The sequence below is a fragment of the Jannaschia sp. S6380 genome, assembly GCF_023015695.1.
Lineage (GTDB): Bacteria > Pseudomonadota > Alphaproteobacteria > Rhodobacterales > Rhodobacteraceae > Jannaschia.
Genome location: NZ_JALKAS010000001.1, coordinates 2097214 through 2113340, shown reverse-complemented (window position 1 = coordinate 2113340; position 16127 = coordinate 2097214). Strand labels below are relative to the sequence as shown.

Annotated in this window: 25 protein-coding genes; 4 read left to right on the top strand and 21 right to left on the bottom strand. The window is 69.6% G+C overall.

The features are described 5' to 3' along the window. Nucleotides 1-40: 40 nt before the first annotated feature. The 6 genes from MWU52_RS10945 to MWU52_RS10920 all read right to left on the bottom strand — a co-directional run bounded on the left by MWU52_RS10945 (nt 41) and on the right by MWU52_RS10920 (nt 3971). Nucleotides 41-1024 (bottom strand): ABC transporter substrate-binding protein, encoded by a 984-nt coding sequence (locus tag MWU52_RS10945; protein WP_246951946.1) that lies wholly within the window; start codon nt 1022-1024, stop codon nt 41-43. A gap of 159 nt (nt 1025-1183) precedes the next feature. Continuing rightward, entirely contained in the window at nt 1184-1993 is an 810-nt protein-coding gene (locus MWU52_RS10940) for a division plane positioning ATPase MipZ (protein WP_348645518.1), read from the bottom strand. A gap of 227 nt (nt 1994-2220) precedes the next feature. Further along, nucleotides 2221-2442 carry a 50S ribosomal protein L31 gene (gene rpmE / locus MWU52_RS10935; RefSeq protein ID WP_246951942.1) on the bottom strand — a complete coding sequence of 74 codons (222 nt, stop codon included), beginning with the start codon at nt 2440-2442 and terminating at the stop codon, nt 2221-2223. Further along, on the bottom strand, nt 2442-2828 hold the full coding sequence (rplS, locus tag MWU52_RS10930) for a 50S ribosomal protein L19 (RefSeq protein ID WP_246951940.1): 387 nt from the start codon (nt 2826-2828) through the stop codon (nt 2442-2444). The genes rpmE and rplS overlap by 1 nt, the downstream gene beginning before the upstream one ends. Nucleotides 2829-2975: 147 nt before the next feature. Continuing rightward, a complete protein-coding gene (trmD, locus tag MWU52_RS10925; protein ID WP_246951938.1) occupies nt 2976-3767 on the bottom strand; it encodes a tRNA (guanosine(37)-N1)-methyltransferase TrmD in 792 nt (263 codons plus the stop codon). A 39-nt stretch (nt 3768-3806) separates the two neighbouring features. Beyond that, nucleotides 3807-3971, bottom strand: a complete 165-nt coding sequence (locus tag MWU52_RS10920) for a DUF1328 family protein (RefSeq protein WP_246951936.1) — start codon at nt 3969-3971, stop codon at nt 3807-3809. A gap of 99 nt (nt 3972-4070) precedes the next feature. Between MWU52_RS10920 and MWU52_RS10915 the strand changes: the two genes are divergently transcribed. Both MWU52_RS10915 and MWU52_RS10910 read left to right on the top strand, forming a co-directional pair. Beyond that, on the top strand, nt 4071-5054 hold the full coding sequence (locus MWU52_RS10915; RefSeq protein WP_246951935.1) for an aminoglycoside phosphotransferase family protein: 984 nt from the start codon (nt 4071-4073) through the stop codon (nt 5052-5054). A gap of 40 nt (nt 5055-5094) precedes the next feature. After that, nucleotides 5095-6075, top strand: coding sequence for a phosphotransferase (locus MWU52_RS10910; protein WP_246951933.1), 981 nt, complete (start codon nt 5095-5097; stop codon nt 6073-6075). Between the two features lie 7 nt (nt 6076-6082). Here MWU52_RS10910 and rimM read toward each other — a convergent pair whose 3' ends face one another. From rimM to MWU52_RS10835, 15 genes are all read right to left on the bottom strand, one after another. Continuing rightward, a complete protein-coding gene (rimM, locus tag MWU52_RS10905; RefSeq protein ID WP_246951931.1) occupies nt 6083-6595 on the bottom strand; it encodes a ribosome maturation factor RimM in 513 nt (170 codons plus the stop codon). An 87-nt stretch (nt 6596-6682) separates the two neighbouring features. Beyond that, complete coding sequence (locus tag MWU52_RS10900) at nt 6683-6832, bottom strand: hypothetical protein (protein ID WP_246951929.1); 150 nt, start codon at nt 6830-6832, stop codon at nt 6683-6685. Nucleotides 6833-6887: 55 nt separating this feature from the next. Continuing rightward, nucleotides 6888-7316 carry a 30S ribosomal protein S16 gene (gene rpsP, locus MWU52_RS10895; RefSeq protein WP_246951927.1) on the bottom strand — a complete coding sequence of 143 codons (429 nt, stop codon included), beginning with the start codon at nt 7314-7316 and terminating at the stop codon, nt 6888-6890. Nucleotides 7317-7341: 25 nt separating this feature from the next. Continuing rightward, nucleotides 7342-7635, bottom strand: a complete 294-nt coding sequence (locus MWU52_RS10890) for a chorismate mutase (RefSeq protein ID WP_246951925.1) — start codon at nt 7633-7635, stop codon at nt 7342-7344. 118 nt (nt 7636-7753) lie between these two features. After that, nucleotides 7754-8086, bottom strand: a complete 333-nt coding sequence (locus MWU52_RS10885) for an NIPSNAP family protein (protein ID WP_246951923.1) — start codon at nt 8084-8086, stop codon at nt 7754-7756. After that, nucleotides 8083-8595 carry a GNAT family N-acetyltransferase gene (locus MWU52_RS10880; RefSeq protein ID WP_246951921.1) on the bottom strand — a complete coding sequence of 171 codons (513 nt, stop codon included), beginning with the start codon at nt 8593-8595 and terminating at the stop codon, nt 8083-8085. Before MWU52_RS10880 ends, MWU52_RS10885 begins: the two co-directional genes overlap by 4 nt. Then, on the bottom strand, nt 8592-9149 hold the full coding sequence (locus MWU52_RS10875; RefSeq protein WP_246951919.1) for a GNAT family N-acetyltransferase: 558 nt from the start codon (nt 9147-9149) through the stop codon (nt 8592-8594). The genes MWU52_RS10880 and MWU52_RS10875 overlap by 4 nt, the downstream gene beginning before the upstream one ends. Beyond that, nucleotides 9146-9661: a GNAT family N-acetyltransferase gene (locus tag MWU52_RS10870; RefSeq protein ID WP_246951917.1), complete on the bottom strand. Its 516-nt coding sequence runs from the start codon at nt 9659-9661 to the stop codon at nt 9146-9148. Before MWU52_RS10870 ends, MWU52_RS10875 begins: the two co-directional genes overlap by 4 nt. Beyond that, nucleotides 9658-10164 carry a GNAT family N-acetyltransferase gene (locus MWU52_RS10865; RefSeq protein WP_246951915.1) on the bottom strand — a complete coding sequence of 169 codons (507 nt, stop codon included), beginning with the start codon at nt 10162-10164 and terminating at the stop codon, nt 9658-9660. The genes MWU52_RS10870 and MWU52_RS10865 overlap by 4 nt, the downstream gene beginning before the upstream one ends. Continuing rightward, complete coding sequence (locus MWU52_RS10860) at nt 10161-10688, bottom strand: GNAT family N-acetyltransferase (protein WP_246951913.1); 528 nt, start codon at nt 10686-10688, stop codon at nt 10161-10163. Before MWU52_RS10860 ends, MWU52_RS10865 begins: the two co-directional genes overlap by 4 nt. Continuing rightward, the gene (gene ffh, locus MWU52_RS10855; protein WP_246951910.1) at nt 10685-12160 is read right to left on the bottom strand and encodes a signal recognition particle protein; all 1476 of its coding nucleotides are present in this window, start codon (nt 12158-12160) and stop codon (nt 10685-10687) included. Before ffh ends, MWU52_RS10860 begins: the two co-directional genes overlap by 4 nt. 194 nt (nt 12161-12354) lie before the next feature. Next, complete coding sequence (locus tag MWU52_RS10850) at nt 12355-12621, bottom strand: hypothetical protein (RefSeq protein ID WP_246951908.1); 267 nt, start codon at nt 12619-12621, stop codon at nt 12355-12357. A gap of 112 nt (nt 12622-12733) precedes the next feature. Then, nucleotides 12734-12910 (bottom strand): hypothetical protein, encoded by a 177-nt coding sequence (locus MWU52_RS10845; RefSeq protein WP_246951906.1) that lies wholly within the window; start codon nt 12908-12910, stop codon nt 12734-12736. Between the two features lie 131 nt (nt 12911-13041). Continuing rightward, nucleotides 13042-13617, bottom strand: coding sequence for an NAD(P)H-dependent oxidoreductase (locus tag MWU52_RS10840; RefSeq protein WP_246951904.1), 576 nt, complete (start codon nt 13615-13617; stop codon nt 13042-13044). Between the two features lie 106 nt (nt 13618-13723). Next, nucleotides 13724-14206 (bottom strand): hypothetical protein, encoded by a 483-nt coding sequence (locus MWU52_RS10835; protein ID WP_246951902.1) that lies wholly within the window; start codon nt 14204-14206, stop codon nt 13724-13726. 154 nt (nt 14207-14360) lie between these two features. Between MWU52_RS10835 and MWU52_RS10830 the strand changes: the two genes are divergently transcribed. Together MWU52_RS10830 and MWU52_RS10825 are read left to right on the top strand one after the other, a co-directional pair. After that, nucleotides 14361-15254 (top strand): LysR family transcriptional regulator, encoded by an 894-nt coding sequence (locus tag MWU52_RS10830; RefSeq protein ID WP_246951900.1) that lies wholly within the window; start codon nt 14361-14363, stop codon nt 15252-15254. Next, a complete protein-coding gene (locus tag MWU52_RS10825) occupies nt 15251-16126 on the top strand; it encodes a DMT family transporter (protein WP_348645510.1) in 876 nt (291 codons plus the stop codon). Before MWU52_RS10830 ends, MWU52_RS10825 begins: the two co-directional genes overlap by 4 nt. Nucleotide 16127 lies beyond the last annotated feature (1 nt).

The window sequence follows — 16127 nt, the reverse complement described above, 5'->3', positions numbered from 1 at the left end:
ATGCGAAACGGGCCCCGCAGGGCCCGTTCCGGTTAGGATGTCACTGGATGAAGGCGGCCAGCTTCTCGCGGGCGGCCTCGTTCACCCATTCCGACCAGATGTCGGAATAGTTGGTCAGGAAGTACACCGCCGCCTCGTCGGCCGAGGCGTTGTTGTCTTCCTGCCAGGCGAGGACGGTGTTCATCTGGTCGTTCGTGAAGGTCACGTTCGACATCAGCTCCGCCAGATCCGGATGGTTGTCGGCAAAATCCGTCGTGACCACGGTCTTCACCGGACCCACGGGGTAGGACGACATGCCGACTTCCTCGCAATCGGGGTCGGCGTTGCACATATGCGCTTCCTCGTTGTACGGGCCCAGGTCCACCTGGGTCATGTCGTACTTTCCCAGGACCGAGGTCGGACCCCAGTAGTAGCCCAGCCAGGGCTCCTCGTTCTCGACCGCCGAGGCGATCGACGTGGCCATGGTCTCGCCGGAGCCGTGCTGGAAGATCTCGAAGCCCGCGTCCTCGAGGCCGAGCGCGCGGGCGATGCCGGCATTCGTGTTCTTGCAGCCCCAGCCCTCGGGGCACTGGTGGAAGCGGCCGCCGACGAGGTCGGGATTGGCCAGCAGGCCTTCCATCGTGGCCAACTCGGGATGTTCCTCGGCCAAGTAGGTCGGGATCCACCAACCCTCGACGCCGCCGGGCAGAAGCACGTCGGTCAGCGTGGTGATCGTGCCCGCCTCGGACATCTTGTCGTAGGAGGGTGCGCCGTTGATCCACAACTCGGTCAGGATGTCCGGTTGCCCGGTCTCGGCAACCGATGCCAGCGCCGGCGTCGTCGAGGACGGCACCTTCGTGACTTCGCAGCCATAGCCCTGTTCCATTAGGAACGAGGCGACACCGGTGACCACCGCGGAGGAGGCCCAGTTCATCTCGGTGATGGTGACTTCGCCGCAGTCGCCATGCGCGTCCGCCATCGCGGTGCCGGCCATCATCGTCGCGGCCGTCGCGACGGAGGCCGTCGTGATCAGAAACTTCTTCATTCTTCCACTTCTCCCTGTGTGGATGACATGCGCCCGACGTCGCGTCGGGGGCCTCCGTTCACCGGAGGCGCATTGCAAACCCGTGTTTGAAAGTTGGGTTCGATCCAAAAGGTGACAAGCGGGCGGGGGGAGGTCAACCGGCTTTTGCGACGGAACTTGTCAGAAAGCGACTTCGACCTCGGGCAGGTTCAGCGCGCGCAGAAGGTCGCGAACTTCCTGACGCGCGGCGACATTCGACAGGTTGAGGTTGGCGATGCCGATGTCCTTGAGGTCCAGAAGCGTCATTCCGCGCGGAAACAGTTCGCGAAAGATCACGCGCTCCGAGAAGCCTGGCGCGACGCGGAACCCGATGCGCTTGGACAGATCCTCCAGCGCCTGGCCCATCTTGCGTTTGTTGTGCATTTCCTGCGCGCCCAGCCGGTTGCGCAGGACGATCCAGTCAATGGGCTTCAGCCCGGCCTTGGCGCGCAACTGCCGGGCGTGCCAGACCATTTCCGAATAGACCGACGGACCCAGGATCTTGCCGGTATCGGGGTCGATCTTCGCCAGCAGGTCGAAATCGACGAAACTGTCGTTGAGCGGCGTGATCAGCGTGTCGGCGAGGCTGTGGGCCACCTGCGACAGGCGCGTATGACTGCCCGGGCAGTCGATGATGATGAAATCGCAGGTCTCTTCCAGCTTGGTGACCGCCAGGCTGAGGGACTTGTCGAACGGGTTTTCGGTTTCGGCCAGGTCGGCGCGGTCGACCTTCGGCAGCCCCATGACCGTGGGCGTCGGCAGGGCGACACCATGCCGCGCCCCGTAGCCTTCCCGGTTCTCCAGGTAGCGCGTGAAAGTCCGTTGCCGCAGGTCGAGGTCGAGCGCGCCGACGCGCCGTCCCGACCGGACGAGCGCCGTCGCCGTATGCATGCAGGAGGTCGACTTGCCGGACCCGCCCTTTTCGTTGCCGAAGACGATGATGTGCGCCACTGGCCCCGTCCCTGTCTGATCCATGCCCGTTTCACCGGACTTGGGTCACCTTCTAGGGACTTCCGCCGTCGATGCCCAGAACTGCCGAATCACCCCGGGAGGGAATTCTCGGCGGGATGGCAAAAAAACCGCGGTCGGGGGCGAAATCGGTGCTTCTCCGCCGCCCGGAACGCAAAACGCCGCCCCGGGGGGGGGGCGGCGTTCGACGGCTTGAGCCGATGCCGGGATCAGAAACCCAGGCCGGCATACTTGTTCTTGAACTTCGAGACGCGGCCGCCGGTATCCATCAGGCGCGAGGTGCCGCCGGTCCAGGCCGGGTGCACGCTCGGGTCGATGTCGAGCGCGAGCTGATCGCCCTCGGACCCCCAGGTGGAGCGCATCTGGACCACGGTGCCGTCGACGAGCTTGACGTCGATGACGTGGTATTCGGGATGGATGTCCTTCTTCATCACGCCTCTCCTTGGGCCTTGGGGGCACGGTAGTTCGTCTGCTCGACGATCCGGGCGGATTTGCCGCGCCGCGTCCGCAGGTAGTAGAGCTTGGAGCGGCGGACCCGGCCGCGGCGCACCACGGTGATCGAGTCGATATTGGTCGAGTGGAGCGGGAACACGCGCTCGACGCCCTCGCCGAAGCTGATCTTGCGAACCGTGAACGAGCCGGCGATGCCGGTGCCGTTCTTGCGGCCGATGCACACGCCTTCGTAATTCTGCACCCGGGTCCGGGTGCCTTCGGTGACCTTGAAGCCGACGCGAACGGTGTCGCCGGCCTTGAAGTCGGGAATCTCGTGGTCGAGGGCGGCGACTTGTTCCGCCTCGATCTGTGCGATCAGGTCCATCGGACCCTCCTATGGTTGCGCGCGGTTTGCCCGCGGATGATGTCCGGCCCGGTTGGTCCGGGCGGCTGTTCTTTGTTGGTCCATGCAGAGCGTCCCGGCAGGCCGGGGCGGTACACCGGCGCCCCATACGCCCCTGCGGGCGCGACATCAAGGGCTGCCGGGGTCGCCGCGCTCCAGAAGGGCCTGCCAGAGGTCGGGGCGTCGCTCCCGCGTCAGGCGTTCGGCCTCGGCGCGTCGCCAGGCCGCGATCCGGCCATGATGCCCCGACATCAGGACCTCCGGGACCGGCATCCCGCGCCATTCGGGCGGCTTGGTGTATTGCGGATGCTCCAGCAGTCCGCCCGCGAAGCTCTCTTCCTCGGTCGAGGCGGCATTCCCGAGGACGCCGGGCAGCAGGCGGACAGTCGCATCGAGAAGCGCCTGCGCCGCGATCTCGCCGCCGGTCAGGATGAAGTCGCCCAGCGAGACCTCGATCATACCGAAATGCACTATGGCACGTTCGTCCACCCCCTCGAAACGTCCGCAGAGGAGCGTCGTGCCCGGCCCGTCGGCCAGGTCGCGCGCCATCGCCTGGTCGAAGGGGCGGCCACGCGGGCTGAGGTAGAGGATGGGGCCCGGGCCGCGTGCGGCCTCGATCGCCGGGCCGACCACGTCGGGGCGCAGCACCAGACCCGCCCCGCCGCCGGCGGGCGTATCGTCGACCTTGCGATGGCGCGTCAGGCCGAATTCGCGCAGATTCGTCGTTCGCAACGACCAGAGCCCGTCGCGCAGGGCGGTTCCGGTCAGACTGTGGCCCAGGACACCGGGAAACGCCTCGGGGAACAGGGTCACGACGTTGGCCTGCCATGCCCCGGGTTCCGGGGCGTCGGCCATCAGGTCGCGCGGACGGGCCGAGGCGCGGATGGATTTCTGACCGTGGGAGCGGGTGGGAGATGTCATGCCCCGGCCCATAGCGCGGGCCGGGGCGTCGGGAAAGCGTCAGGCGGCGATCGCGATCACGCCCAGAACGATCAGGAGGAACACGACGAGGGCGATCACGATCAGGATCTTCGCGCCGGTCAGGGCCATGCCGGAGACCCGGCCCATGCCGAGAAACGCGGCGATGGCGGCCACGGCCAGAAGGATGAGGATGAGTTCGAGCATGGTGCCTCCGTTGATGCAAAGCTGTCCGTTCAACGTGTTCCCGGCAGGGCGAGTTCCGTTTCGCTCGCCCCCGTCGGCCGATCGTGGCATCAGTCCGCCATGCTCCGTCATTCCGAACTCGAAGCTGGTGCGCGGGCGGCCTGGCGGTGTCTTGCGCCCCGGCTGGGCGAGGCGCCCGAGGCGCGCGAGGTGTCCGTGTTGCGGGCGCGCGTATCACGCGGGCAGGCGCGGATCGTCTGCGTTTTGCGGCGTTCGGGGCAAGCCGACCTGATCCTGAAACATGCCCCGGGCGAGACGCCGGCGCGGTTCGCCGGCCAGGTGGACGCCCATGCACGCGCGGAACGCCTGTTCGCCGCGGCGCAGGGGCTGGGCGTGCCGACCCTGCATGCCGCAGATCCCGAGGTCCGCGCGATGGTGATGGCGCGGGTGCCGGGGATGACCGCGCATGATGCCATGCTGCTCGCGCCGGACGGGTCGGAGCGGCTGGAGATCCTGCGGGCCTGCGGTCGCTGGGCGGGGCATCTACACCGTGCGGGCGACGTGCGTTTCACACCGTTGCGACCTGCCGGGATGCTCCGCAAGGTCGGCCGATGGCGCGATGCGGTTGCTGACGGAAGCCTGCCCGTGCCCGCGCCCGCGAAGTTCCTGGATCTTGCCGACCGGACCCTTCGCCGGGCCGAGGACGACCGGGGCCGCAAGTCGACCCTGACGGTGGCGCATGGCGACCTGAGTCTGCGGAACCTGATGATCGGACCCGACGGGCAGGCCAGCGGCATCGATTTCGGCACCACGGAAATGCGGGCGCCGTCGCGCGACCTGGCGCGTCTTCTGATCGGGCACGCGACCTTCTTCGGTCCGGCGGGCGGAGAGGATGCCGACGGCCTGGTCCCCGCCCGCGCGGCGCTGCTGGACGCGCATGGCGGGCGCTGGCGCGACCGGGCGGGGCTGGATCTGGCGATGATGGCAGATCTTCTGCTGATCTGGCAGTCGATCCCGGTGGCCCCGTGGCGCCGGGGCCTCGTCCATCATCGCAGATGGCGCGGCATCCGGCGCATGGCGGCCAGGTTTCGCGCGGCGTCCTGACCCGCTGGCGTCGGGCGGCGGAATTTGACATTCCGGTCGGATGTCCGACGAAGACCTATTTCAGCATGTCGTCGATTCCTGGCCGCACCTGGCCGCCTGCGCCGGGCTGGATGCCGATGCGTTCGATCTGACCCCCGTCTGGCACCGGATCGAGCCCGATGGACAGCGGGCCGTCTTTCGCGCCCACGGCAAGGGCCGGACGGTCATCGCCAAGTTCGACACGCAGCTCGGCGCGCGGCCCTTCGAGGCGCGCCTGGCCGCCCATCTGGCGGCGCGGGCGCGGTTCGCCGGGGTCCGTGGTTTGGGCGTGCCGCGGATCCTGGCCGCATCGGTGCCGGCACGGGCGCTGGTGATGGATTTCATTCGCGGCCGGACGGCGCATGATGCCGTCGCCGCGGCCGGGGACGCGGCCCGTCGCCATGTCGTCCTGTCCGACTGCGCGGGTTGGGCGCGCCACCTGCATGACGGGCAACTCGGGCAGAAGGGGGCGATGCACTATCGCGGACAATTGCAGCGGGTGCGGGCCTGGCGGCGCGATGCGGCCGAGGGGGAGGGCACGGTTGCGGCGCCGCGGGCCTTCGTGAAGGCAGCCGATCGGGCGATTGCCGCGATGGACGGCGCGTCCGGCGCGCCCGTCCCACGCGTGCCCGTTCATGGCGATCTGGGTCTGCGGAACCTGATGATCCGCGCCGACGGCACCGTCCTCGGGATCGATTTCGCGGGGGCGTCCCCGCAACCCGCCGCCGCGGACCTGTCGCGGCTGCTGACGACATACGCGAGCTTCTTCCCCGATCCGCGCGAGGTCACGCGGGCTGCGGCGGCGGCCGACCTTCGTGAGGCGATCCGCGCGACGGAGGAGGGCTATGGCAAAGTCATGGCGCCAGGGCTGCGCCCCCTGATGTGGTTCGACCTGTTGAAGCTGTGGCAGGCCGTGCCGGCGCAGGCCGGGCGGCGCGACGATTTCCAGGCGCGTCGGCTGGCCGGGGCGCGGCGGCTGGCGGCGGTGCTGGACCAGGATTGACGCAGGCTCAGTCGGGCGCCTCGTCGAACAGGCCGGCCGGCGGGTCGACGATGACGCGGCCGGCGGCCAGGTCGACCGTGGGCACGACCGCGCGCGTGAACGGCACCAGAACCGGCGATCCGCCCCGTGGCCGCAGCTCCAGCAGGTCGCCGGCACCATGATCGTGGACGGCGTGGACGCGGCCCAGATCGGCCCCCCCCGTGTCGACGGCCGAAAGGCCGATCAGGTCGGAATGGTAGAACTCGTCGTCGGGCAGCGCCGGCAGTGCCTCGCGCGGGGCCCAGAGGCGTTGACCCTTCAGCGCATCCGCCGCCTCCTTGTGGGGCACGCCGGACAGGCGGACGGCGTAGCCGCCCTTGATCGGGCGCAAAACCGTCAGCTTGTAGCTGCGGCCCTGATCGTCGGTCAGCGGGCCATAGTCGCCGATGGCGGAGGGGTCGGCGCAGAAGCTCTTGACCCGGGCTTCGCCGCGGACGCCGTAGCTGCCCATGATCGCGCCGAGGCAGACGTGGTCTTTCATTGGAATTCTCTCGGTTCGGCCGGCGACGGGGGCACAACCTGTGGCCGCGCGGCGCGGCGGTCAAGACGGCCAGTGATCGCCCATGCGTCAGGGGCCGGAGATGAGGAGGGCATGGGCGAAGGGGACCGTCGCCAATACCAGGACCGCGACGCCAATGAGCCGGTGCCGCCCCCGTCCTGCCGCCAGCAGCGTGACCGTCCCGACGACGAGGCCGAGCAGGCCGAGCGCCAGCAGCATGAGATGCGCCATGAGGCGGGACGCGGCGACCCGGATGGGACCGCCGCGCAAGCCTTTATTCGGACGCGGTTTCCTCGGCCGCGGCGTCCTCGGCGGGGGCCTCTTCCTTGGGGGCGTTCTTGGCTTCCTCCTCGGCGGCCTTGGCGGCGGCGGCCTTCTCTTCGCGCTCCTTCGCGCGTTCCTGGGCGGCCTTGCCGGGCTCGCCCTTCTTCAGGTTGGCGCGCTCCTTCTTTTCCACGACGCCCGCCGCTTCGAGGAAGCGCGAGACGCGGTCGGTGGGCTGGGCGCCGTTCGACAGCCAGTGCTGCACCCGCTCCATGTCCATCTTGACGCGGTCCTCGCTGTCCTTGGGCAGGAGCGGGTTGTAGGTGCCCAGCTTCTCGATGAAGCGGCCGTCGCGGGCCATGCGGCTGTCGGCGGCGACGATGGAATAATGCGGGCGCTTCTTGGAACCGCCGCGGGCGAGCCTGATCTTCATGGCCATGATATTTCTCCGTTCTTTTCGTAGATTAGGATTGGTGTTTCCGGTGATGTCGGATGACTTCCTCGATGATGAAGCCGAGGAATTGCTTGGCGAAACCGGGGTCGAGCCCGGCCTCTTCGGCGAGTCTTTCGAGCCGCGCGATCTGCTTGGCCTCCCGCTCCGGGTCGGAGGGGGGGAGGGCGTGTCGGGCCTTGAGCCGCCCGACCGCCTGGGTCCGGGCGAAGCGTTCGGCGAGGGTATAGACCAGCACCGCGTCGAGGCGATCGATGCTGTCGCGATGCTCGGCCAGGAGTTCGGCGGCGCGGGCTGATTCGGTCATTGATTTCCCTCGCAAATCGGGGGGCACCCCCTGTGCACCGCTTGTGCACCCCCCGTGCATACGCGAAGGCATATCGCGCGGCGGCCGAGGCGGAGCGGGGTCGGGGTCAAGATACGGATCACAGGCCCAACTCCTCCGGCGAGGCACCTTCGAGGACGGGGCGCTCGAACGTCCGGTCGTAGCGGCGGATGCAGCCGGTCTTGCGCGCGAAGGCATAGGCGCGCTGACACTCCGGATCGGCATCCATGCGGGTGCGGTAATCCTCGTAGGCGGCGAGCGACGGGAACGAGAAATGGCACGACGCGCGGTCGTTCGCCCCTTCATGCGGCAGAAAATAGCCGTGATGCGTGCCGCCCATGCGGGGAATCAGATAGAGCCATGCGCGGGCATAGGTCTCGAACGCGTCGATCTTTTCGGGGTCGAGTTGGTAGTGGACGGTGCAGGTGATCATGCGGTTTCCTCCGGGCCGGGATGGCGTTGGATATGCATGGTACCGAAGACGGCATGCTCGAACGTCCCGTCCGCACGGCAACCCAACCGGCGGGCCAGGGCGAGGGAGCGGGTGTTGGCCGGGTCCACGAAGCTGATGGCGGTGGTCCAGCCCAATGTGTCGTAGGCATGGGCGCGGGCGGCCAATGCGGCCTCGTGGGCGTAGCCCTTGCCCTCGGCGCCGTCATACAGGGTCCAGGCGATTTCAGGCTCCGGCCATTCCAGCGGATGGTGCAGGCCGACAAGACCCAGGGCCTGGTCCGCGCCCATCTCGGTCACGATCCAGCGGCCATAGCCGCGCAGCGTCCAATGGCCGATCACCGCACAGAACTTCTGCCAGGAATTGGCCGGGTGGACGGGCCCGCCCATGAAATGCGACCGGTCCGACGCGCCGAAAGCCGCGAAAGCGTCGAAATCGGCGAGTTTGGGCGCCCGCAGGGTCAGGCGTTCGGTGGTGAGCGTCGGGATCATGCGGCCCCCCGCGGGTGACGCCAGACCGTGATCCGGCCGTCGAGGATGGTCCCGTCGGGCGCCGCGCCCAGGCGGCGGGCCAGCGCCTCGGACCTCGTGTTGCCGGGGGCGATGTAGCTGACCAGCGACGGCAGGGCGAGCGCGGACCAAGCGTGGTCGCGCGCGGCCTTGGCCGCCTCGAAGGCGAGGCCGCGACCTTCGTGCCCGTCGCACAGCAGCCAGCCGAGCTCGTGTTCCTCGTCGCCCGGTTCGGTGCCGATCAGGACGAAGCCCGCGACGTCGCTGCCGGTCTCGATCGTCCACATGCCGTGGCCGCGCAGCAGCCACGTCGCCGTCATGCCGCAGAAATCGGCCCAGCTTTGCGCGGGCGTGAAGGGGCCGCCCTCGAAAACGGCGCGGTCGCTGCCGGTGATGGAATGAAGCGCGCCGAAATCCGCGAGACGCGGGGCACGCAGGGTGCAGCGGGCCGTGCGCAGGACCGGTACGACGCTTTCGAGCGCGCGGGCGCGGGCCGCCGCAGGCGAGGTGACGGGGATGGTGGCCGGGGCGATCATGCGGGACCCCAGTGGCGATAGACGAGGTCGTCTTCCTCGGGGTCGAAATCGTCGTCCGGCTCCAACGTGGCGCCCAGCCGTTCGGCCAGGCGGATCGAGCGGTCGTTGCCGGGCGCGATGTAGCTGACCAGCGAGGGCAGGCGCAGCGCATCGCGCGCCCAATCGCGGGTGGCGGAGGCGGCTTCGAACGCCAGGCCGTGGCCTTCCCGGGCGGGATCCCAGATCGTCCAGGCGAGCTCGGGTTCGTCAAACATCACCGGGAACCACGGGCCGGCCATGCCGATGCCGGTGCCGTCCAGATCCATTACCAGCGGGCCGTATCCGCGCAGGGTCCAGAGACCCATCGCATGTCCGAACGCCCGATGTCCCGCCGTCGGGTCGGGCACGGGGCCACCCAGATGCGCGGCGCGATCCGTGGCGAGGAAGGCCGCGAAAGTATGGCTGTCCGCCACGGTGGGCGCGCGCAACGTCAGGCGGGCGGTCCGCAGGGTCGGGGGGGCTACGGCACTCATGCGGAGCCCCAGTGGCGATAGACGACGGTGTCGTCGGCCGTCTCGCCGTCGGGAAGGGGCGCATCCGGGTCATGTGTCGCACCCAGCCGTCGGGCCACGGCGATCGAGCGGTCGTTGCCCGGTGTGATGTAGGAGACGAGGGAGGGGACCCGATCCCGCGCCCAGTCGCGCGCGGCCTCGGCCGCCTCCGTGGCATAGCCGTGGCCTTCATGGCCGTCATGCAGCAGCCAGCCGATTTCGGCCTCGGGGAAATGGTCGGGGCGCGAGATGCCGGTCTGGCCGACATGGGTGCCGTCATGCAGGTCGATGGCCCATTGGCCATGCCCCTGCAGCAGCCATCCGGCCACGTCCGCGGCGAAGGAATACCAGGCATTCCGGCGCGAGGGCGTGTCGACGACGTAACCGGCGCGCGGACTGGCGAAGGTCGCGGCATAGACCTCGAAATCCTCCAACCGATGGGGGCGGAGGATCAGGCGCGCGGTGGTGAGCGTCGGAGGCGTCATGCGGCCCCCGGGGCCGGGTGGCGCCAGATCTCGACCTTGCCGAAGGCGGCATGGTCCATCGTCCGCTCATAGGTCGCGCCGAGGCGCGCGGCCACCCGGCAGGAGCCTTCGTTGCCCTTGGCGATCAGGCTAATGGCGGTGGTCCAACCCAAGGTGTCGTAGGCATGGGCCCGGGCGGCCAGCGCCGCCTCGGTGGCGTAGCCGCGGCCTTCGGCGCCGTCCATGAGGTCCCAGCCCAGTTCCGGATCGGGGAAACCATCGGGGAACCAGAGCCCGACCAGGCCGACGAACGCACCGCCGTCCTTCTCCTCCAGCGCCCAGCGCCCGTAGCCGCGCAGCACCCAGTGCCCGGCTTCGGCAGCAAGCTGGCGCCAGGCACGTTCCGGCGTCAGCGGCCCGCCGACGAAGCGTGCCCGGTCCGAGCCGTAGAACGCGGCCACCCGTTCGAAATCCGCCACGCGCGGTGCGCGCAGGATCAGGCGGTCCGTCTGGAGATGCGGAATATGGAGGTCGGTGCCGGTCACTTCTTCTTCATGCCCCCGAAGCCCGCGGGCAGGGTCATGCCGCCGGGCATGCCCTTCATCGCGCCCAGCTGCCGCGATGCGGCCTCCAGCGCGGCGGGGTCCATCTGGCTCGGGTCGGGCATGCCGCCGCCCTTGCCGCCCATCATCGCCATGGCCTTCTTGAGCATGCCGCCCTTGCCCATCTTCTTCATCATGTCGGCCATCTGGCGGTGCATCTTGAGAAGCTGGTTCAATTCGCTGACCTCGAGCCCCGCGCCCCTCGCGATGCGCTTCTTGCGGCTGGCCTGGAGGAGGGCGGGGTTGGCGCGTTCCTTCTTCGTCATGGAGTCGATCAGGGCGATCTGGCGGCGCAGGATGCTGTCGTCGAGGCCGGCCTTGTCCATCTGCTTGGCCATCTTGCCCATGCCGGGCATCATGCCCATCAGGCCTTCCATGCCGCCCATCTTCTGCATCTGCTGAAGCTGGCCTTTCAGGTCGTTCATGTTGAACAGACCCTTCTGGAAGCGCTTCATCATGCGCTCGGTCTGCTCCAGCTCCATGGTTTCCTGGGCCTTCTCGACCAGGGCCACGATGTCGCCCATGCCCAGGATGCGGCCGGCGATGCGATCGGGCTCGAACGTCTCGAGCGCGTCCATCTTCTCGCCCACGCCGACGTAGCGGATCGGCTTGCCCGTGACGGCGCGCATCGAAAGCGCGGCGCCGCCGCGGCCGTCGCCGTCCATCCGGGTCAGGACGACGCCGGTGACGCCGACGCGGGCGTCGAACTCCTCGGCCACCTCGACGGCGACCTGGCCGGTCAGGCCGTCGACCACCAGCAGCGTCTCGCGCGGAGCGACGGCGGCGTGGACGGCCGCGACCTCGTCCATCAGGACCTGGTCAATCTGGAGACGGCCGGCGGTGTCGAGAAGGTAGACGTCGTAGCCGCCAAGCGACGCCTGCTGACGGGCGCGCTTGGCGATGTCGACGGGTTTCTGGCCCGCGACGATGGGCAGGGTGTCGACGCCGATCTGGGTGCCGAGTATGGCGAGCTGCTCCATCGCGGCGGGGCGGTTCACGTCGAGGGACGCCATAAGCACGCGCTTGCCGTCGCGGTCCTTCAGGCGCTTGGCCAGCTTGGCCGACGTCGTCGTCTTGCCCGAGCCCTGCAGGCCGACCATCAGGATCGGGGCGGGCGGGTTGTCGATCTTGAGGGGCGGGATGCCGTCCTCGCCGGCCAGGACCAGCTTCAGCTCGTCATGGACGATCTTGATGACCTGCTGGCCCGGTGTGATCGACTTGGTGACGGCCGCGCCGGTAGCCTTGGCGGTGACACGCTTGACGAAATCGCGGGCCACCGGCAGCGAGACATCCGCCTCGAGCAGGGCCACGCGGACCTCGCGCATGGCGGTGCGGACGTCGTCCTCGGATAGGGCGCCCTGCTTGGTCAGGCGGTCGAAGACGCCGCCCAGGCGGTCTGACAGGCTCTCGAACATCCTCGTCCCTCCGGTTGTCACGTGACCCCCAGATGGGGCCGCATGGTCCAATGCGCAAACGCCCCCGCGGGCGTACAACGCTGGCGGAGGGCGATCCCCGTCACGGACGGGGACCGGAAGTCAGACGCTTCCGGGTCGGTGGGGCGGATACGCGCGCCGTCCCGTCCTGTCAAGGCGCCCGTCGGGCCGGGACGTCAGGCCGGCAGAGGGCCGACGGGACCGGCCGTCGGGTCGAAGGTCTCGGCGGGCGACGTGTCGTTCGCCCCGTCCCGGCGTAGAGCGGTCGGGCCGGCGGTGTCGGGCGCGGGCAACCGGACGGGGGCGAGCCCGCCCACATCGCCGCGACCCCACATCCGGGCGGCCCGGCGGGCGCCGAGCGCGCCGAAACGGGCCATCGTCTCGGCCGCCATGGCGGGCGGCAGGAGGGCGGCGGCGGTCATCTTCTGCATGTAGGGGGTCATCGGGTGTTCCTCCGTCGGGGCAAGGTTTCCGCAGGAACGCCGCAACACCCGGGGCCGTTCCCGGCCCCCGGGCGGGGGGAGGCGAAATGTCGCCGGAGGCCCCGTGCCGGGATCAGTCGGCGGTGGCCGCGGTGTCGGTGATCGCGCTGACCATGACGGGATCGAACCCGCCGTGCCATTTGTAGGCCACGAGGTCGAAGGACACGATCCCGGCCAGCACGAGCGCCGAGATCAACGCCAGCCGGTCGAGGAGCGGCGTCCGCGGTTGCGAGCTGTAGATGTTGCGCATCGTCTTCTCCGTTCCGGGTATACGGTCGGAAGGCTGCGCGAAGATCGCGGCGACGGGCGGGCGACGGGCGGGCAAAAACCGGGAGGCGATGCGGCATCTTGTGGGCACCGCCACCCGGGCAGGGCCGGTCGTCAGGCCGCCAGCGCGTCGATCTGGTCGCGCGCGTCGGCCAATGCGGCGTCGCCCCGCGCGCCCTGCCGGTCGGCGGACACGAAGGTCACGTCCTGGATGCCGACGAAGCCCAGGATGTGGCGCAGATAGCCGGTGGCGAAGTCGATGCCCGATCCGACCTGCGTCCCGCCAGACGCCACGGCGACGATGGCGCGTTTGCCCTGCAGCAGGCCGACGGGGCCGTCCGCGGCATAGCGGAAAGTGACGCCCGCGCGGCAGACCAGGTCGATCCAGGCCTTGAGTGCGCCGGGAACCGAGAAGTTGTAGATCGGCGCGCCGATCAGGATGGTGTCGGCCTGGCGCAACTCCTCGACCAGCGCGTCGGAGAGGGCCAGCGCGTCGTGCTGGGCAGGGGTGCGGTCCTCGGGCGCGGTGAAGTTCGCGGCCACCCAGGTCCCGTCGATCTGGGGCAGGGCTTGGCCGCCGAGGTCTCGGTGGGTGTCGGCGGCACCGAGCCGCGCCTCGATCCCGTCGAGAAGCGCGCGGGTGGTGGAGCCCTCGGTGCGGGCGGAGCTGTCGATACGCAGGATGGTCATGGCGTCGGTCCCTTCGGTGTCGCTACGCACCGAAAGATGGGGATCTGCGCGCTGCCCGTAAGGCCGATGGGCGCACGGGGTCTGTGCGCAGGCGCCGGGGCTGCGGTCAGCGCCGGTCGAAGATGGCGAGCGCGGCGTCGTAATGCGTGGCCGAGGCCGGGCATTCGAGGCCCCGCGCGCGCAGCGCCGCCTCGGCCACGCCCAGATAGTCGAGATGCGCCTCGTACTCGATCCGGTCGGTGACGCCCGCGCCCTGTTGATCGGCGACATAGGCGGCGCTGTCGCGATGCACCTGCCGAAGGCGGCCGTCGGACATGCGCCCCGGATCGCCCCAGGCCGCCAGCGTCGCGACCAGCCAGGCATCGGAATGGCTCGCATGGACCGGGCCGCGCAACCGGATCCGATCCGAGGGTTGGAACGCGGGTTGAACCGCGGTGGCGTCGGTTCGGGGCGGCGTCCCGGGCCCCGGATGACGCCCCCCGCCCGCGACGATGCCGGTGACCGAGAGGGCAAGGGCCAGGGCGGTGCCGCCCAGGACGCCCAGGTCGACGGGGAGCGCACCGGAGTCCGCGGCCATGAAACGTTTCATCCTGCGCCTCATACTGTTGCCGTTACGTCAACATTTGCACCGATCCGTGGCGTCAATGAGGCGCCGGCCCGCGCCGCGGCCCCCTCGGCTGGAAGCCGCGCGGTGCGGGTGCTAGCCATGCCGCACCCGCGCCACCGCGAGGAGACGGAGAGCCATGGCCTTCAACGATTGGGACGAGGTGCGCACCGCCTATCAGGTCGCCCGGCTGGGCACGGTGTCGGGCGCGGCGCAGGCGCTGGGCGTGCACCATGCCACCGTGATCCGCCACATCGACAGCCTGGAGGGCAAGCTGGGCGCCAAGCTGTTCCAGCGCCATGCGCGCGGCTACACCCCGACCGAGGCGGGACAGGACCTGCTGGTGGTGGCGCAGTCGACCGACGATCAGCTGGCGCAGCTGGCCAACCGCATCCGCGGCCGCGGCGACGAGGTGACGGGCGAGTTGATCATCACGTCGCTGGCGGTGCTGGCCCCGCTTCTGTCGCCCGCGCTGGCGGCCTTCCGCGAGGCGCATCCCGAGGTCACGATCAAGTTCCTGACCGACGAGCGCGTGTTCCGCCTGGAATACGGCGAGGCGCATGTGGCCATCCGGGCCGGGTCGCCGCCCGACCAGCCCGACAACGTCGTGCAGGCGTTCTACCGGCAGGATTTCGCGCTCTATGCCTCCACGGAATATCTTGAACGGCACGGGCGCCCCGAGAGCCTGGAGGAGGTGGGCCATCATGTCTTCATCGGGTCGGCCGAGGAGTCGCCGCGCGCGCCCTTCTACGCCTGGCTGAAGAAGCACATCCCGCCCGAGAACATGTGCTTCCAGGTCAACCAGATCACCGCCGCGCGGCCGGCCGTCCTTGCCGGGCTGGGCATCGGCTTCTCGACCACCTGGGCCGAGGCCGGCTGCGAGGGGGTGGAGATGGTCTTCCCCCCGCGTCCCGAGTGGAGCAGCCAGCTCTGGCTTGTCACCCATGTCGACCTGCATCGAACGGCCAAGGTGCAGACGTTCCTGTCCTTCCTGAAGGACTGGGCGCGGCGCTGGCCCGACCCCGCCGCGTGAGCCGGGCCGCACGGGGGCACCTTGCGATGCTCCTGTTCTCGGCGCTGGTGGCGGGGTCGTTTCCGCTGGGGGCCGCGGCGGCCAACGACATCTCGCCGCTGGCGCTGAATGCGGTGCGGTTCGCACTGGCGGCCGCGATCATCGGCGGGGCTGTGGCAGCCCGCGGCGGGGTGCCACGTGCGGCGCGGTCGGCGCCTTGGCGATACGTCCTGCTGGGGGGCATCTTCGCGGTCTATTTCGTTCTGATGTTCGAGGGGTTGAAGACGGCCGCGCCGGTTTCGGCCGCCGCGGTCTTCACGCTGACGCCCGTGATGGCGGCGGGGTTCGGCTGGCTTTTGCTGCGCCAGCGGACCGGGGCGCGCATCGCGGGTGCGTTGGCGCTCGGGGCGGCGGGGGCGCTCTGGGTGATCTTCGACGCGGATTGGGGGGCGCTTCGGGCCTTCGCGGTGGGGCAGGGCGAGTGGATCTATTTCGCCGGATGCGCGGCGCATGCGCTCTACACACCGCTGGTGCGGCGCCTGAACCGGGGCGAGAGTGCGCTCGTCTTCACCTTCGGCACGCTGTTGGCGGGGACCGTCGTGCTGGTGGTCGTGGCCGCCCCGGCGATTGCGGCGACGGATTGGACGGCGTTGCCCGCCCGCGTCTGGGTGGCGATCGGGTACACGGCGGTCTTCGCGAGTGCGGCGACATTTACCCTGCTGCAATTCGCGTCGCTGCGGCTGCCGTCGTCGAAGGTGATGGCGTATACCTATCTGGTGCCGGCCTGGGTCACGGTCTGGGGCCTGGCGCTGGGCGCCGCGCCGCCGCCGGCGGGGATCCTCGCAGGCGTGGCGCTGACGGTGGTGGCATTGCTGATACTGCTGAGGGATTAAG

What these genes read in the sequence shown, in the direction of transcription:
- MWU52_RS10880 (WP_246951921.1), bottom strand. Translation starts at nt 8,595, where the DNA reads ATGATCCCGACGCTCACCACCGAACGCCTGACCCTGCGGGCGCCCAAA.
- MWU52_RS10875 (WP_246951919.1), bottom strand. Translation starts at nt 9,149, where the DNA reads ATGATCGCCCCGGCCACCATCCCCGTCACCTCGCCTGCGGCGGCCCGC.
- rpsP (WP_246951927.1), bottom strand. Translation starts at nt 7,316, where the DNA reads ATGGCCATGAAGATCAGGCTCGCCCGCGGCGGTTCCAAGAAGCGCCCG.
- MWU52_RS10850 (WP_246951908.1), bottom strand. Translation starts at nt 12,621, where the DNA reads ATGACCCCCTACATGCAGAAGATGACCGCCGCCGCCCTCCTGCCGCCC.
- rplS (WP_246951940.1), bottom strand. Translation starts at nt 2,828, where the DNA reads ATGGACCTGATCGCACAGATCGAGGCGGAACAAGTCGCCGCCCTCGAC.
- MWU52_RS10865 (WP_246951915.1), bottom strand. Translation starts at nt 10,164, where the DNA reads ATGACGCCTCCGACGCTCACCACCGCGCGCCTGATCCTCCGCCCCCAT.
- trmD (WP_246951938.1), bottom strand. Translation starts at nt 3,767, where the DNA reads ATGACATCTCCCACCCGCTCCCACGGTCAGAAATCCATCCGCGCCTCG.
- MWU52_RS10900 (WP_246951929.1), bottom strand. Translation starts at nt 6,832, where the DNA reads ATGCTGCTGGCGCTCGGCCTGCTCGGCCTCGTCGTCGGGACGGTCACG.
- MWU52_RS10945 (WP_246951946.1), bottom strand. Translation starts at nt 1,024, where the DNA reads ATGAAGAAGTTTCTGATCACGACGGCCTCCGTCGCGACGGCCGCGACG.
- MWU52_RS10845 (WP_246951906.1), bottom strand. Translation starts at nt 12,910, where the DNA reads ATGCGCAACATCTACAGCTCGCAACCGCGGACGCCGCTCCTCGACCGG.
- rpmE (WP_246951942.1), bottom strand. Translation starts at nt 2,442, where the DNA reads ATGAAGAAGGACATCCATCCCGAATACCACGTCATCGACGTCAAGCTC.
- MWU52_RS10890 (WP_246951925.1), bottom strand. Translation starts at nt 7,635, where the DNA reads ATGACCGAATCAGCCCGCGCCGCCGAACTCCTGGCCGAGCATCGCGAC.
- MWU52_RS10915 (WP_246951935.1), top strand. Translation starts at nt 4,071, where the DNA reads ATGCTCCGTCATTCCGAACTCGAAGCTGGTGCGCGGGCGGCCTGGCGG.
- rimM (WP_246951931.1), bottom strand. Translation starts at nt 6,595, where the DNA reads ATGAAAGACCACGTCTGCCTCGGCGCGATCATGGGCAGCTACGGCGTC.
- MWU52_RS10885 (WP_246951923.1), bottom strand. Translation starts at nt 8,086, where the DNA reads ATGATCACCTGCACCGTCCACTACCAACTCGACCCCGAAAAGATCGAC.
- ffh (WP_246951910.1), bottom strand. Translation starts at nt 12,160, where the DNA reads ATGTTCGAGAGCCTGTCAGACCGCCTGGGCGGCGTCTTCGACCGCCTG.
- MWU52_RS10835 (WP_246951902.1), bottom strand. Translation starts at nt 14,206, where the DNA reads ATGAAACGTTTCATGGCCGCGGACTCCGGTGCGCTCCCCGTCGACCTG.
- MWU52_RS10830 (WP_246951900.1), top strand. Translation starts at nt 14,361, where the DNA reads ATGGCCTTCAACGATTGGGACGAGGTGCGCACCGCCTATCAGGTCGCC.
- MWU52_RS10840 (WP_246951904.1), bottom strand. Translation starts at nt 13,617, where the DNA reads ATGACCATCCTGCGTATCGACAGCTCCGCCCGCACCGAGGGCTCCACC.
- MWU52_RS10870 (WP_246951917.1), bottom strand. Translation starts at nt 9,661, where the DNA reads ATGAGTGCCGTAGCCCCCCCGACCCTGCGGACCGCCCGCCTGACGTTG.
- MWU52_RS10910 (WP_246951933.1), top strand. Translation starts at nt 5,095, where the DNA reads ATGTCCGACGAAGACCTATTTCAGCATGTCGTCGATTCCTGGCCGCAC.
- MWU52_RS10920 (WP_246951936.1), bottom strand. Translation starts at nt 3,971, where the DNA reads ATGCTCGAACTCATCCTCATCCTTCTGGCCGTGGCCGCCATCGCCGCG.